This window comes from Streptomyces musisoli (genome assembly GCF_016741855.1).
In the GTDB taxonomy this organism is placed as follows: domain Bacteria; phylum Actinomycetota; class Actinomycetes; order Streptomycetales; family Streptomycetaceae; genus Streptomyces; species Streptomyces musisoli.
This window is the reverse complement of the sequence record NZ_JAERRH010000004.1, coordinates 412,270-427,193: the sequence shown is the minus strand read 5'-3', so window position 1 is coordinate 427,193 and position 14,924 is coordinate 412,270. Positions and strand designations below refer to the sequence as shown.

Annotated in this window: 14 protein-coding genes; 2 read left to right on the top strand and 12 right to left on the bottom strand. The window is 70.3% G+C overall.

Going from position 1 to position 14,924, the window contains the following annotated elements; genetic code table 11:
• Window positions 1-99 precede the first annotated feature (99 nt).
• On the top strand, window positions 100-1,113 hold the full coding sequence (locus tag JK361_RS14550) for a sigma-70 family RNA polymerase sigma factor (RefSeq protein WP_201817171.1): 1,014 nt from the start codon (window positions 100-102) through the stop codon (window positions 1,111-1,113).
• Here JK361_RS14550 and JK361_RS14545 read toward each other — a convergent pair.
• A complete protein-coding gene (locus tag JK361_RS14545) occupies window positions 997-1,293 on the bottom strand; it encodes an STAS domain-containing protein (protein WP_502961504.1) in 297 nt (98 codons plus the stop codon). The two genes, JK361_RS14550 and JK361_RS14545, sit on opposite strands and share 117 nt — an antisense overlap.
• 142 nt (window positions 1,294-1,435) lie before the next feature.
• On the opposite strand from JK361_RS14545, the gene JK361_RS14540 reads away from it, so the two are divergent.
• A complete protein-coding gene (locus tag JK361_RS14540; protein WP_201817166.1) occupies window positions 1,436-2,356 on the top strand; it encodes an AEC family transporter in 921 nt (306 codons plus the stop codon).
• Between the two features lie 8 nt (window positions 2,357-2,364).
• On the opposite strand, the gene JK361_RS14535 is transcribed toward JK361_RS14540, so the two are convergent.
• From JK361_RS14535 to JK361_RS14485, 11 genes are all read right to left on the bottom strand, one after another.
• Window positions 2,365-2,949, bottom strand: coding sequence for a Uma2 family endonuclease (locus JK361_RS14535; protein ID WP_201817163.1), 585 nt, complete (start codon window positions 2,947-2,949; stop codon window positions 2,365-2,367).
• 96 nt (window positions 2,950-3,045) lie between these two features.
• The gene (locus tag JK361_RS14530) at window positions 3,046-4,329 is read right to left on the bottom strand and encodes a thymidine phosphorylase (RefSeq protein WP_201817160.1); all 1,284 of its coding nucleotides are present in this window, start codon (window positions 4,327-4,329) and stop codon (window positions 3,046-3,048) included.
• A gap of 73 nt (window positions 4,330-4,402) precedes the next feature.
• Window positions 4,403-4,807: a cytidine deaminase gene (locus JK361_RS14525; RefSeq protein WP_201817158.1), complete on the bottom strand. Its 405-nt coding sequence runs from the start codon at window positions 4,805-4,807 to the stop codon at window positions 4,403-4,405.
• Complete coding sequence (locus JK361_RS14520; RefSeq protein ID WP_201817154.1) at window positions 4,804-6,090, bottom strand: ABC transporter permease; 1,287 nt, start codon at window positions 6,088-6,090, stop codon at window positions 4,804-4,806. Before JK361_RS14520 ends, JK361_RS14525 begins: the two co-directional genes overlap by 4 nt.
• A complete protein-coding gene (locus JK361_RS14515; RefSeq protein ID WP_201817152.1) occupies window positions 6,090-7,217 on the bottom strand; it encodes an ABC transporter permease in 1,128 nt (375 codons plus the stop codon). The genes JK361_RS14520 and JK361_RS14515 overlap by 1 nt, the downstream gene beginning before the upstream one ends.
• Window positions 7,214-8,740 (bottom strand): ABC transporter ATP-binding protein, encoded by a 1,527-nt coding sequence (locus JK361_RS14510; protein ID WP_236053014.1) that lies wholly within the window; start codon window positions 8,738-8,740, stop codon window positions 7,214-7,216. Before JK361_RS14510 ends, JK361_RS14515 begins: the two co-directional genes overlap by 4 nt.
• Window positions 8,741-8,943: 203 nt before the next feature.
• Window positions 8,944-9,999, bottom strand: a complete 1,056-nt coding sequence (locus tag JK361_RS14505) for a BMP family lipoprotein (RefSeq protein WP_201817149.1) — start codon at window positions 9,997-9,999, stop codon at window positions 8,944-8,946.
• Between the two features lie 278 nt (window positions 10,000-10,277).
• Window positions 10,278-11,513 (bottom strand): amidohydrolase, encoded by a 1,236-nt coding sequence (locus JK361_RS14500; protein ID WP_201817146.1) that lies wholly within the window; start codon window positions 11,511-11,513, stop codon window positions 10,278-10,280.
• A 277-nt stretch (window positions 11,514-11,790) separates the two neighbouring features.
• Window positions 11,791-12,369: a hypothetical protein gene (locus JK361_RS14495; protein WP_236052924.1), complete on the bottom strand. Its 579-nt coding sequence runs from the start codon at window positions 12,367-12,369 to the stop codon at window positions 11,791-11,793.
• A gap of 415 nt (window positions 12,370-12,784) precedes the next feature.
• Complete coding sequence (locus JK361_RS14490) at window positions 12,785-13,930, bottom strand: hypothetical protein (protein ID WP_201817140.1); 1,146 nt, start codon at window positions 13,928-13,930, stop codon at window positions 12,785-12,787.
• Between the two features lie 47 nt (window positions 13,931-13,977).
• A complete protein-coding gene (locus JK361_RS14485) occupies window positions 13,978-14,916 on the bottom strand; it encodes an N-acetylneuraminate synthase family protein (protein WP_201817139.1) in 939 nt (312 codons plus the stop codon).
• Window positions 14,917-14,924: the final 8 nt, after the last annotated feature.

Below are 14,924 nucleotides of genomic sequence, written 5' to 3'. Positions count from 1 at the left end.
TTCCCAACTCCGGGGGCCATTGTCAGTGCCCTGCGGTAGCTTCCAAGGTGCTGGGGCGCGAAGGCGCGCCACAGGAACGGCCACAGGGGTGGGTGGACGATGGGCAACGGCACGGCGACGGCGGACCTGGACGTCGCACTGGAGAAGCACCGGACGGAGCTGACGGGGTACTGCTACCGCATGCTCGGCTCCTCCTTCGAGGCCGAGGACGCGGTGCAGGACACCCTGGTGCGGGCCTGGCGGAGCTACGACAGGTTCGAGGGCCGCTCCTCACTGCGCTCGTGGCTGTACCGGATCGCGACGAACGTCTGCCTGGACATGCTCGCGGCGGGCAACAAGCGGGCGCGCCCCGTGGACCTGACCGACGCGACCCCGCTCGCCCAGGCGGCGCTCTCGCCGCGCCCGGACAACACCTGGCTGGAGCCGATGCCGGACGCGCGCGTGCTGCCGACGGTCGACGACCCCGCGGAGGCCGCAGTCGCGAAGGAGTCCGTCCGGCTCGCCTTCATGGCGGCGCTCCAGCAGCTGCCGCCCAAGCAGCGGGCGGTGCTGATCCTGCGCGAGGTGCTCGCCTGGAAGGCGAGCGAGGTGGCCGAGCTGCTGGGCACCACGGTCGCGTCGGTGAACAGCGCGCTTCAGCGGGCCCGCGCCACGCTCGCCGAGCGCGCGGACGCGAGCCCCGACGGCGCGGTGTCCGACCCGCTGGACGAGGAGCAGCAGCGGCTCCTGGAGCGCTATGTGAAGGCGTTCGAGGGCTATGACATGACGGCGCTGACGGCGCTGCTGCACGAGGACGCCATCATGACGATGCCGCCGTTCGACCTGTGGCTGCGCGGCACCGCCGACATCACCGGCTTCATGACCACCCTCGGCGCCTCGTGCGCCGGCTCCCGGCTGCTGCCGGTCCGGGCGAACGGCCTGCCGGGCTTCGCGCACTACAAGCCGGACCCGGAGAACGGCGGGTTCAGCCCCTGGGCGGTGCAGATCCTGGAGATCTCAGACGGCCGGATCACCGGTTTCCACTGCTTCCTCGACACCAAGCGCTGGTTCCCGCTCTTCGACCTGCCCCTCCACCTGGAAGCGGAGACCGACGAGGCCGAGAAGGGCGTGTAGCGCGGGATCGGCGTCCCGCAGCCGTATCCGCCCGCCGGCCCGGCGGGCGGTCAGCTCCAGCCGGGCCAGCAGGTCCACGACGGCCAGCCCCGGCGGCCCGAGTCCGCCCACGTCACACACGACCACCCCGGTCCCGCCATCCTTCAGCAGTGCCCGCACATCGGCGCACCACCCGGCCACCTCGTCCGGGCGGACGGGGCCGGGCAGCACGAGCACGGCGGGCTTCTTGGCATCCACGTCCGGGTAGACCCGCGGGGCGGGCGGAACTCATCGCCACAGATCACATTGACCGGTTCCCCCTCGTCCGCGGAGGGTGGGCCCTGTGACGGGGGTGCTGAGCGGGTTCGCGGTGATCGCGGTTGTCATCGGGGTGGGCTATGTCCTCGGGCGCCGTGGGACGCTCGGGGGGCAGGGCGGTGAGGTGCTGACCCGGCTGGCGTTCACGGTGGCCGGCCCGGCGCTCCTCTTCACGACCCTCGCGCGCGCCGACCTGTCGGTGCTGTTCTCCGCCCGGCTGCTGGTGACGGCGCTCAGTACGGCCGCCGTCGCCGGGGTCTTCGTGACGGTCGGCGTGCTGCGGCGCTGGGGGGTGGGCCGTACGACGATCGGCGCGCTGTGCTCCGGGTACGTCAACTCGGGCAACCTCGGCATCCCGATCGCCGCGTACGTCCTGGGTGACGCGTCCCTGGTGGCGCCGGTGCTGCTCTTCCAGGTCGTGCTGGTCACGCCGGCCGCCCTCACGGTCCTGGACCTGTCCCGAGGCGGCGGGAGGGGCTCGGTGGGACGGATGCTGCTGACACCGCTGCGGAACCCGATAGCGGTCGGTTCCCTGTCCGGTGCCGTGGTGTCGGCGGCGGGCTGGCGGCTTCCCGGCCCGGTCATGAACCCGCTCGCCCTGATGGGCGCGATGTCCGTCCCGGCGGCGCTGCTGGCCTTCGGCATGTCCCTGCACGGCAAACCGGTTCCCGGCCGGGGCGCGGACCGGCTGCCGGTCCTGCTGTCCGTCGCGCTGAAGTCCTGGGGCCAGCCGCTGGTGGCCTGGCTGCTGGCGCGGGAGGTCTTCGGCCTGCACGGGGCCACGCTGCTGGACGTGGTGGTGACCGCGGCCCTCCCGGGCGCCCAGAACCTCTTCACCTACGCGAGCCGCTACCGGGTGGCCGAGTCCCTGGCCCGCGAGTCGGTCCTGCTCTCGACGGTGGTCTCGGTCCCGGTGCTGGTGGGAGTGGCGGCGGTGCTGGGCTGAGGCCGGGTTCAGTCGACGGGGAACTCGCCGGTTTCGAGGGTGATCCCGAACGGCTCGGGCAGCACGATGGGGTCGCCGAACTTCACCGCGCTGAGGACGCGGTAGACGTCACCCTTCGGCTCGCCGTAGAGGGTCGCGGTGGGGCCACCGGGTGCCCAGCGGTCGACCAGGAGGTAGAGCGGAATGCCGGCGCCGGCGTAGGCGGCGGGCTTGCTGACCCGGTCGTGGCCCGCATTGGACTTTGAGGTCACCTCGACGACGAGTTCGGCGAGGGCGGCGGGGATGTGGGAGTCGGCCTCCGCACATTCCCGCACGGGCGCCACCAGCAGGTCGGGGATGAGCATCCCGAGACGAGACGGCACGGCGATGGCCAGTGTCTGGAAGATCCCCAGCTCCTCGGGAATCACGGAGTAGAGGCGACGCTGGATGCGTTCCGCGATCACGTTGTGGCGGGACGCGGGGGCAGGAGACACGGTGATGATCCCCTCGATGATCTCCACCTTGCTGCCCTCGGGCCATTCCATCTCCTCCCAGTACCGGACGAGGTCGTCCCAGTTCTGGTCGGGATCCTGGCTGACGGTGAGTGCGCTCACGGCGGTCTCCTATTCGGTGCGTCACCGATCCCAGCATGCCGAACGGGACCGGTGGAGGTCCACCGGTCCTGTTCACCCGAAAGAGGTTTCCGCAGGTCAGGCGATACGTTCCAGCACGACCGGCGTGGCCTGGAAGTCCGTGCCGGGGGCCGCGATGTCGTACGAGCCCTCGACGGCCTCCAGCGCGTAGTCGAAGCGCTCGGGCGTGTCGGTGTGCAGGGTGAGGAGCGGCTGGCCCTCGGTCACCGTGTCGCCCGGCTTGGCGTGCATCTCGACGCCCGCCGCCGCCTGCACCGGGTCCTCCTTGCGGGCGCGGCCGGCGCCCAGGCGCCAGGCGGCGATGCCGATGTCATAGGCGTCCAGGCGGGTCAGGACACCGGAGGACGACGCCTTGACGACGTGCTGCTCCTTCGACGTGGGCAGCTCCGCGTCCGGGTCGCCGCCCTGGGCCGCGATCATGCGGCGCCAGACGTCCATCGCCGAGCCGTCGGCCAGCGCCTTGGCGGGGTCCGCGTCCTTGACGCCGGCCGCGTCGAGCATCTCGCGGGCCAGGGCGACCGTCAGCTCCACGACGTCCGCCGGGCCGCCGCCGGCCAGGACCTCCACCGACTCGCGGACCTCCAGGGCGTTGCCCGCGGTGAGGCCGAGCGGGGTGGACATGTCGGTGAGCAGGGCGACCGTCTTCACCCCGTGGTCCGTGCCGAGGCCGACCATCGTGGACGCCAGCTCGCGGGCGTCCTCGATCGTCTTCATGAAGGCGCCCGAGCCCACCTTCACGTCCAGCACCAGGGAGCCGGTGCCCTCGGCGATCTTCTTCGACATGATCGACGAGGCGATCAGCGGAATGGCCTCCACCGTGCCGGTGACGTCACGCAGGGCGTACAGCTTCTTGTCGGCGGGGGCCAGGCCGTCGCCCGCCGCGCAGATCACCGCGCCCGTGGTGTCGAGGACGTGCAGCATCTCCTCGTTGGAGAGCAGGGCGCGCCAGCCGGGGATCGACTCCAGCTTGTCCAGGGTGCCGCCGGTGTGGCCGAGGCCCCGGCCGGAGAGCTGCGGGACGGCCGCGCCGCAGGCCGCGACCAGGGGAGCGAGCGGGAGGGTGATCTTGTCGCCGACACCGCCGGTGGAGTGCTTGTCGGCCGTCGGGCGGGTCAGCGAGGAGAAGTCCATGCGCTCGCCGGAGGAGATCATGGCCGCGGTCCAGCGGGCGATCTCGCCACGGTTCATGCCGTTGAGCAGGATGGCCATGTTGAGCGCGGCCATCTGGTAGTCGGCGACCTCGCCGCGGGTGTACGCGTCGATGACCCAGTCGATCTGCTCGTCGGTCAGCTCGCCGCGGTCCCGCTTGGTGCGGATGACGGAGATGGCGTCCATGGCCATGGCTGGTGGCTTCCTTCCGGGAGGTGCGAAGGTGTACGGCCCCCCTGAGCGGATCAGGGGGGCCGTACGGGAGTTACTTGGTGAGATGGTCCGGGCCGAAGGCCTGGGGCAGCATCTCGGAGAGCGGGAGGACGCCCGCCGGGGTGTCCAGGAGCAGGTCCGGGCCGCCGAACTCGTACAGCAGCTGGCGGCAGCGGCCGCAGGGCACCAGCAGGGCGCCCTCGCCGTCCACACAGCTGAAGTGCGTCAGGCGGCCACCGCCCGTGCGCTGGAGCTGCGAGACCAGGCCGCACTCGGCGCACAGGCCGAGCCCGTAGGAGGCGTTCTCCACGTTGCAGCCGGTGACGGTACGGCCGTCGTCGACCAGGGCCGCCACGCCCACCGGGTAGCCCGAGTAGGGGGCGTAGGCGTGGGACATGGCCTCGCGCGCCTCGGCGCGCAGTGCCTCCCAGTCGAAGGCGGCCGCTTCCGTGGTCACTTGCCCTGGCCCTTCCGGTACCGCATGCCGTCCGCCTTGGGCATCCGCAGGCGCTGCGCGGACAGCGACAGCACGAGCAGCGTCACGACGTACGGCGTGGCGCCCACGAAGTCGCTCGGGACCTCGTCGGTGAACAGGTACCAGACCAGCACCAGCGCGGCCGTCATGAGGCTGATCCCGCCCTGCCAGTGTGCCTTCTTGTACAGCTTCCAGCCCGCCAGGAGCGCGAGCAGGACGACCAGCAGGAGCAGCAGGGCGTGGACGGTGACGCCGCCGTTGCGCAGCTGGAGCGCGTCGGAGTAACCGAACAGGCCCGCGCCCATCGCGAGACCGCCGGGACGCCAGTTGCCGAAGATCATGGCGGCGAGACCGATGTAGCCGCGGCCTCCGGTCTGGCCCTCCAGGTAGGTGTGCGAGGTGACCAGCGCGAGGAACGCGCCGCCGAGGCCGGCGAGACCGCCGGAGACGGCCACGGCCACGTACTTGTACCGGTAGACGTTGACGCCGAGCGACTCCGCGGCGATCGGGTTCTCACCGCAGGAGCGCAGTCGCAGCCCGAACGGGGTGCGCCACAGCAGCCACCAGCTGCCGACGAAGAGCAGCACGGCCAGGATCGTCACCACGGACAGGTTGGTGATCAGACCGCCGATGATGCCGGCGAGGTCGGAGACCAGGAACCAGTGGTGCTTCTCGAGCGACGCGAGGGCGTCCGAGAGGCCGGGGACGGTGACGTCGGGCAGCGAGTCCGCCGGCGGGGACTGCTTGGGGTTGCCGCCCGCCTCCGACGCCTTGCCGTCGGCGAAGAACAGCTTGGCGAGGTACTGGGTGGCGCCGAGCGCGAGCAGGTTGACGGCGACACCGGAGACGATGTGGTCGACGCCGAAGGTGATCGTGGCGACGGCGTGCACCAGGCCGCCGAGGACACCGAAGCCGATGCCGCACAGCAGGCCGAGCCAGGGGCTGGTCTGCCAGCCGATCCAGCCGGCGCCGAAGGTGCCGAGGATCATCATGCCCTCGAGGCCGATGTTGACCACACCGGCCCGCTCGGACCACAGGCCGGCGAGTCCGGCGAGGCCGATCGGTACGGCGAGGCCGAGCGCGGCGGCGACCTGTCCGGAGGAGTCGAGCTGGTCGGAGCCGGTGATCATGCGCACGGCGGCCACGAGCAGCAGGGCACCGGCGACGATCATGAGGATCTGGCCGAGGGAACGGCCCGAGCGCTGGGGCGCGCCCGCCGCCTTGGGCGCCGCGGGCGGCGGCGCGTCGGTCATCGTGGCAGTCATCACGCCACCTCCTGCTTGTTCGTCGGGGCGGCGGCCTGCGCGGCGAGTTCGGCGCCGACCTTCTGCTGCTGGCGCTTGAGGCCGTAGCGGCGGACGACCTCGTAGGCGATCACGACGCACAGGACGATGACGCCCTGGATGACGCCGAGGATCTCCTTGTCGTAGCCCTCAAACTCCAGGTGGTTGGTGGTGCGCTCCAGGAAGCCCCAGAGCAGGGCGCCGAGCGCGATGCCGATCGGGTTGTTGCGGCCGAGCAGCGCGATGGCGATACCGGTGAAGCCGATGCCGGCGGGGAAGCTGTTGTCGTACTGGTGGCTCTCGTTCAGCAGCGTGGGCATGCCGATCAGACCGGCCACCGCGCCAGAGATGATCATGCTGGTGGCGATCATCTTCTTCACCGACACACCGCTCGCGGAGGCGGCGCTCTCGGACTGGCCGACCGTGCGCAGGTCGAAGCCGAACCGGGTGCGGCCGAGCACGAACCAGTACGCGAGGCCGACGACCACGGCGACGATGATGAAGCCGTCCAGCACGCCGGCCGGGCCGGTGTCGATGTTGAAGAAGTGCGAGGACGACGGCAGCGGCTTGGTGGAGACGAGGGTGCCGCCCTGCTGGAGTTCGCCCAGCCGGTCCGGCTGGAGCAGGTAGCCGATGATCGCGGTGGCGATCGAGTTCAGCATGATGGTCGCGATGACCTCGCTGACGCCCCGGGTCACCTTGAGGACACCGGCGATGGCCGCCCACAGGGCGCCGGTCGCCATGGCGCAGAGGATGATCAGCGGGATGGCGATCCAGCCGGGCACGGTCAGCGCGCCGCCGAGGACGGCGGCCATGAACGCGGCGAGCCGGTACTGGCCGTCCACACCGATGTTGAACAGGTTCATGCGGAAGCCGATGGCCACCGCGACACCCGCGAGGTAGTACGTCGTCGCCTTGTTCAGGATGTAGACCTGGCTGTCGCTGGCGAAGCCGTAGGTCGTCATGTCACTGAAGGCGGCGCCGGGGTTCTTGCCGGTCGCGAGGATCACCAGGGCGGTGACGACGAGCGCGGCGACGACCGCGAGCAGCGGCGCGGCGATGCCGAGGAGCAGCCGCTCCTTGTCGATCCGTGAGGTCAGCTTCTTCATCGCTCGTCGTCCTCTGTGTGCTCCAGGTGGCCGGTGGCCGCACCCGTCATGGCGGAGCCCAGCTCTTCGGGGGTGATGGTGGCGGGGTCGGCGTCGGCGACCAGGCGGCCGCGGTACATCACCCGCAGGGTGTCGGAGAGCCCGATCAGCTCGTCCAGGTCGGCGGAGATCAGCAGTACGGCCAGGCCCTCGCGGCGGGCCTCGCGGATGTAGTCCCAGATGGCCGCCTGGGCGCCGACGTCCACACCGCGGGTGGGGTGGGCGGCGATGAGCAGCTTGGGGTTGTGGCTCATCTCGCGGCCGACGATCAGCTTCTGCTGGTTGCCGCCGGACAGCGAGGCCGCGGTGACGTCGATGCCGGGCGTGCGCACGTCGTAGGCCTGGACGATCCGCTCGGTGTCGGCGCGGGCCGCCTTGATGTCGAGCAGTCCGCCGCGCGAGTTGGGCTTCTCGGAGACGTGGCCGAGGATGCGGTTCTCCCACAGCGGTGCTTCCAGGAGCAGGCCGTGGCGGTGGCGGTCCTCGGGGATGTAGCCGATGCCGGCCTCGCGGCGGTCGCGGGTGGCGACTCGGGACATGTCGTCGCCGTCCAGCGTGATGACGCCGGCGTCGGGGTGACGCATGCCCATGATCGCTTCGACCAGCTCGGACTGGCCGTTGCCCTCCACACCGGCGATGCCGAGGACCTCGCCCTTGTGGATGGTGAAGGAGATCTCGTCCAGGATGATCCGCTCGACGCCGTCGAGGTCGGTCTGCGTCAGGTGCAGGCCGTCCAGCTTCAGCATCGGGACGTCCGTGACGGTGGACTCCTCGGTCTCCGGGGTGGGCAGCTCGCTGCCGACCATCAGCTCGGCGAGCTGCTTGGGGGTGGTACCCCGCGGCTCGACGGTGCCGACGGTGGTGCCGCGCCGGATCACGGTGATCTCGTCGGCGACCGACAGCACCTCGCCCAGCTTGTGGGAGATGAAGATGACGGTGAGGCCCTCGGCCTTCAGCTCGCGCAGGTTGTCGAAGAGCGCGTCGACCTCCTGCGGCACGAGGACGGCGGTCGGCTCGTCGAGGATGAGGGTCTTGGCGCCGCGGTAGAGGACCTTGAGGATCTCCACGCGCTGGCGGTCGGCGACGCCCAGCTCCTCCACGAGGACGTCGGGCCGGACGTTCAGGCTGTACGCGTCCGAGATCTCCTTGATCCGGGCGCGGGCCTTGCCTCCGATGCCGTGCAGCTTCTCCGCGCCGAGGACGACGTTCTCCAGCACGGTGAGGTTGTCGGCGAGCATGAAGTGCTGGTGCACCATGCCGATGCCGCGGGCGATGGCGTCGCCGGGGTTGTGCAGGACGACCTGCTCGCCGCCCACCGTGATGGTGCCCTCGTCCGGCTGCTGCATGCCGTAGAGGATCTTCATCAGGGTGGACTTGCCGGCGCCGTTCTCGCCGCACAGGGCATGGACGGTGCCCGCGCGGACCGTGATGTCGATGTCGCGGTTGGCGACGACGCCGGGGAAACGCTTGGTGATGCCGCGCAGTTCGACGGCAGCGGGAGGGCTGGACGCGTTGATGGCGCACTCTCCTCGGGGAAAGGGGCTGCTTAGGGGAGGTGGCAGGCGTCGGCGACGCTAGCGCGGCAACTCCATGCTACACGCGTAGAGTTGACACATTGTTATGGCTCGGCGAGGGGGTCCCGAAGGCGCCCCCGCGCCGAGCCTGGGTCCGACGGGGACCCGTCAGGTCACGGGGTGGTCTTGACCTTGATCGAACCGTCGGTGATCTTCTTCTTCGCCGCGTCCAGCTTGGCCTGGACGTCGTCGATGAAGCCGCCGCTGGTGGCCAGCGAGACGCCGTCCTTGGCCAGCGAGTAGCTGTTGGTGCCGGTCAGCGGCTTGCCGTCGTGCACCGACTTGACGAAGTCGTAGACACCGACGTCGACGTTCTTGACCATCGAGGTCAGGATCGCGCTCTTGTACTTGGACAGACCCGGGATGTTGTACTGGTCCGAGTCCACGCCGATGGCCCAGGCGCCCTTCTTGCCCGCGACGGCCTCGATCGCGCCGTTGCCGGAGGAGCCGGCCGCCGTGTAGATGACGTCGGCGCCGTTGTCGAGCATGCCCTGCGCCGCCTCCTTGCCCTTGTCGGGGCTGGCGAAGCCGGAGGTGTCCGAGCCGTGGGACAGGTACTGCGTGTCGACCTTGATCTTCGGGTTGGTGTCCTTGACGCCCTGGACGTAACCCGCCTCGAACTTCTTGATCAGCGGGACGTCGACACCGCCGATGAAGCCGACGTGCTTCGACTTGCTCTTCAGCGCGGCGGCGACGCCGGCCAGGTAGGAGCCCTGCTCCTCGGTGAAGGTGATGCTGTCGACGTTCTTGCCGTCCACGACGGAGTCGACGATGCCGAAGCTGGTCTTCGGGTACTTCGCGGCGACCTTGGTCATGGAGGCGGCGTACGCGTAGCCGACACCGACGACGGGGTTGTAGCCGGCCTCGGCCAGGTCCGACAGGCGCTGCTCGCGGTCGGCCTCGGTGTCCGAGGTCTTCGCGGTCAGCTCCTTGATCTCGCCGCCGAACTCCTTCTTGGCCTTGTCGGCACCGCGCGCGGCGGAGTCGTTGAAGGAACGGTCACCACGGCCGCCGACGTCGAAGGCGAGACCGATCTTGACACCCTTGCCGCCGCCCGAGGAGGACGAGGACTCGTTGTTGTCGGAGGACGTGCTGCCACATGCAGTGGCAGTCACGGCGAGAGCTGCGGTCGCGATACACGCAGCAGAAAGCTTGGCTACCCGGCGCACGGGAAGGCTCCTTCACCTGACCTGAGCGCCATGTCGGCGCTTGATGGGAGCACCTTGTCAGCGCTCCAGCCGAGACGCCCCTTCGGCGTCGGCTTCGCGGCATCGTAACGCGCGTAGATGTCGCAAAAAACCCTCTCGCGAAGCCGTTATCGATTCGAGGCAAACAGCGTCTGAACTCGAACTCCGGCCCGTCCAAGAGCATTGTTGCGGACAGTGTGCGAATGGCTTGCTTTTGTGTTGCGCCGGACAGGGGAACGGCCCCCGAGGGGGCCGCACGGTCAGCTTCGCGTGCCGTTGGTGTCCAGGAAGGCGGCGGCGGTGAACATCTCCACGCCGACCGTGATCGCGTGCTCGTCGGCGTCGAAATCGCCCTGGTGGAGATCGCGCACGGTGCGCTCGCCGGGCCGGCGCACACCGAGACGGGCCAGCGCGCCGGGCACGTGCTCCAGGTACCAGGAGAAGTCCTCGCCGCCGAGGCTCTGCTCGGTGCTCTCGACGGACTTCATGCCGCGCCGCGCGACCATGGCCCGGCGGAGCAGCTCGGTGGACTCCCGGTCGTTGACGACGGGCGGCACCCCGCGCATGTAGTTGATCTCGGATTTGGCCCGGTGCAGGGTGGCGACCTCGTCGATGGCCGCGTGCACGATGTCGGGGGCCTGCCGCCAGGCGTCCAGGTCCAGGCAGCGCACGGTCCCGGACAGCTCGGCGTGCTGCGGGATCACGTTCGGGGCGTGGCCCGACTCGATGCGGCCCCAGGTGACGGCGAGACCCGCGCGGGTGTCGACCCGGCGGGCGATCAGCGCGGGGACGTCGACGGCGACCCGGGCGGCGGCGGTGACCAGGTCGGTGGTGAGGTGGGGACGGGCGGTGTGGCCGCCGGCTCCGTCGAGCGCGATCTCCAGCCGGTCGCAGGCGCTGGTGATCGGTCCGTGCCGCAGCCCGATCCTCCCGGCCTCCACCCTGGGGTCGCAGTGCACGGCGAGGATCCGGGCCACCCCCTCGAGCACGCCGTCCGCGATGGCGTCCAGGGCGCCGCCGGGCAGCACCTCCTCGGCGGGCTGGAACAGCAGCCGCACCGGGCGCGGCAGCAGGCCCTTGGCGTGCAGGTCGGCGAGGACCAGTCCGGTGCCGAGGACGACGGTGGTGTGCACGTCGTGCCCACAGGCGTGGGCCCGGTCCGGCACGGTCGACCGGTAGGGGCATTCGGTCTTGGTGTCCGGGATGGGCAGGGCGTCGATGTCGGCGCGCAGTGCCAGCAGCGGTTCGGCCGGCCGCTCGCCCTCCGCGAGCCCGATGTCGCACACGAGTCCGGTTCCAGCGCTGAGGACGCGGGGCTTGAGCCCGGCCTGCTCCAGCCGCGCCTTGATCGCGGCGGTGGTGCGGAACTCCTGGTTGCCCAGTTCCGGGTGCATGTGCAAGTCGCGACGGAAGGCGACGAGTTCGTCGTGCAGGGACTCGCTCAGCACACCGGGGAGCACATCCCCCGGGAGGCCGGCCTCGGACTCTAGGGACATCAATTGCTTCACCCTCTGAAGGGTAGGACGCCCACTGATCAACTACCCCTCGATCAACAAAAGTTCAGCCCGTTAGGGGAAGAAAATCTGACCGGCGAGCGCATGGCGTCGGACTGTGATGGGTAAGACCTCTGTTTTCCTCCTTCCACGCATACCACGCATCACCGGTGTCACGCGCGTCATGTCCAGGAACCGGACCCACGGTGACCCGGCTCACGGAGGCGTCGGCGGGCGTGACCGTCTCGACCGCGCGCAGGGGGCCGAGGCCGCCGGGCCGCTAGAAGTGCTCGACCTTCTGGCCGTCGGGTACCCGGTAGCAGCCGGAGACGACATCCACGCTCAGCATCGGGGGCTCGTCCTTGTCCGTCCGGACGATGTGCACGCCGGCCTTCTGCGCGTCGTTGTCGGCCGTGAGCTGCACGTTCTTGTTCCTGCTGGTGTCCGGCCCGTACTCCACGATCTTCCAGCCGTGCTTCGGCAGTGCCGCCCTGAGCCGCTGCATGGCCGCTCCGAGGTCGCCGGGGGCCGTAGGGGTGAAGCTCCACGGATGGAGGATCCGGAAGTACGTGTCCGGGTCCTTGCCGGAACACTCCGTCACCGTCCCGTGGCTGTCGGACGTCCTCCCCTCGACACCGATCAGCTCGCGGATACCGCTGGAGACAGCTTCCACAGCGTCCGCGGCGTCACCCGAGGTGCTCGTGCCGGCGGACGGGACGTCCGAATCGTCACCGGCCGAGTCGCATCCGGTGAGGGTGGTGAGCGCCAGGGACACGGCGACCGCGAGGACGCCCAGCTTGATCTTCACGTCAAGAGCCCGGGCTTCGCCACTCTGTCGCCCGTCGTCCAGGGATCTCATCTTTCCCGAACCTTCCAGAAGTGCTCGTCCTTCTGTCCCTCGGGCACCTTGTGGCAGCCGGAGACCGAGCTTGGGCCGTTCCCTTTTCAGCATCTCGGCGAATCTTCTCCAGCTCGTCGGCGGCGTCGCTCGAGGTACTGGTGCCGACCTACGTGACGTCCCCGTTTCCCCGATCGCGGCGGACCGCTGCCTCATCGCGCATGGTCGGTGCGCAACGTGAAGGACCTTATGGGGGGTGATCAGGCGGCACCTGAGTACGCGTACTCATACCCGTGACCGAGGTATTTCACCGACTGTGCCAGGCAGCGGAATTGCCGACGGACCAGTGGGCACGGCAAGCACGCCCGCCTGTCCGGCCGCTCCGCTCCCGCGGCGCGGCCGGACAGGCGGTGGAGGATCCAGGCGACCGGACCGGTTACGCCGGCGCTACCGCTGCCAGGCGGTGGACGTCCCGGGCCGTGCCCGTCACTCCCGACAGGAAGCCCTGGGCCCGGGGGGAGGCCGTCTCCGTGAGCCAGGCGGGGTCGATGTCGCAGACGGCGACCCGAACCCCCGTGCCGGCCAGGGCCAGCGGGAGGGTGTGGACGACCGTGGAGGGGAAGCTGAGGATCGTCCGGCCGATGGGACCACGGCGGGCGATCAGTTCCAGCGGGAGGTCCGGACGCACTATCTCCAGACCCGTCTCGACGGCCAGGCGGTGCAGCTTGTCGGTGCTCTCGCGGCGGTGGGCGAAGTAGCGGGCGGCGCCGTGCGCCTTGGCCAGGGCGCGGACGGCCTCCAGATAGCGGTCGCCGTCCACCACCCCGGTCTCCACCAGGGAGGTGCCGACCATGTCCGCGCCCTTGGTGATGCGCGGCGGCCCGAAGCGGGCGCGGGTCCAGGCGAAGTCGTTGGCGGTGACGGTGACGCCCTCGGGGGTCTCGGTCACCGGCATGGAGGAGAAGACCTCGACGCGCCGGCCGTCGCTCGGGGTGAGGCGGCGCCGGGCGGAGGAGGAGACCGGCGCGAAGAGCAGGTCGCGGGGGCCGGGCCGGCCGCCCTTGCGGTGCCAGCGGACCAGGCGTTCGCCGCGGGCCAGCTGGGCGACGAACTCCATCGTCGCCGTGCCGTCGTCGACCACGACCAGGTCCTTGGCCCGGGTGATGGTCAGCAGGAGCTGTACGTAGCGGGAGAACGGGTCCCCCATGACGATGCGGTCGGCCCGGCGGAGGGAACCCGCCAGGCCGCCGATCGTGTGGAAGGGCGCGGTCGTACCGCCCCGCGCCTCCTCCCAGCGCACCCGGTACCCCTCGTCCCGGGCCAGGTCCGCCATACGGCGCAGCTGGCCCCGGGTCATGGGGTCCGTCGGGGAGAGGACCACGACGGTGAGCTCCGCGTCGGCCGGCGGTGATCCGGCCGGCGCCCGCCGGGCCTGAGCGGGCACGACCGGCCGTTCCGGCTCGGCGCCGCCGCGCCGGCCGTTCAGGTGCGCCCACTCCAGTACGTTCAGCAGCTGTACCGGGCTCTCCACGAAGGCGAGCGTGCGGGCAGGGTGGCCGGCCTGACCGGCGCGGGGGCTCATCGGCGTACGACCGTCCCGTCGTAAGGAAACTGAGGCGATCAGGGCGCTCAGACCGAGACCGGCTCGCCCGCCGCCGCGGCGATCTCCGCCTCGGCGACGACGCCGGCGACGCGGCGCAGCTTCTTCATCGGGCCCTGCTCGGACTCGTACACCTTCTTGACGCCGTCACCGAGGGAGGCCTCGATGGTGCGGATGTCGCGGACGAGGCGGACGAGGCCCTGCGGCTCCACCGAGGCGGCCTGGTCGGAGCCCCACATGGCGCGGTCGAGGGTGATGTGGCGCTCGACGAAGGTCGCCCCGAGCGCGACCGCGGCGAGGGTGGTCTGGAGGCCGGTCTCGTGGCCGGAGTAGCCGATCGGGACGTTCGGGAACTCCTTCTCCAGCGTGTTGATCACGCGGAGGTTCAGCTCCTCGGCCTTGGCCGGGTAGGTGGAGGTGGCGTGGCACATGAGGATGTTGTCGCTGCCGAGGACCTCGACCGCGTGGCGGATCTGCTTCGGGGTGGACATGCCGGTGGAGAGGATGACCGAGCGGCCGGTGCCGCGCAGGGCGCGCAGCAGTTCGTCGTCGGTCAGGGAGGCGGAGGCCACCTTGTGGGCGGGGACGTCGAACTTCTCCAGGAAGGCGACGGCCTCGGTGTCCCACGGGGAGGCGAACCAGTCGATCCCCTTCTCCTTGCAGTACTCGTCGATCCGGCGGTACTCGTCCTCGCCGAACTCCACGCGGTGGCGGTAGTCGATGTAGGTCATCCGGCCCCAGGGGGTGTCGCGCTCGATGTCCCACTGGTCGCGGGGGGTGCAGATCTCGGGGGTGCGCTTCTGGAACTTCACGGCGTCGCAGCCGGCTTCGGCGGCCACGTCGATCAGCTTGAACGCGTTCTCCAGCTCACCGTTGTGGTTGATGCCGATCTCGCCGCAGATGTAGACGGGACGGCCGGGGCCGACCTCGCGCGAACCGAACGTACGCAGACGGGAGTTGGTGCTCATCAGGGGGG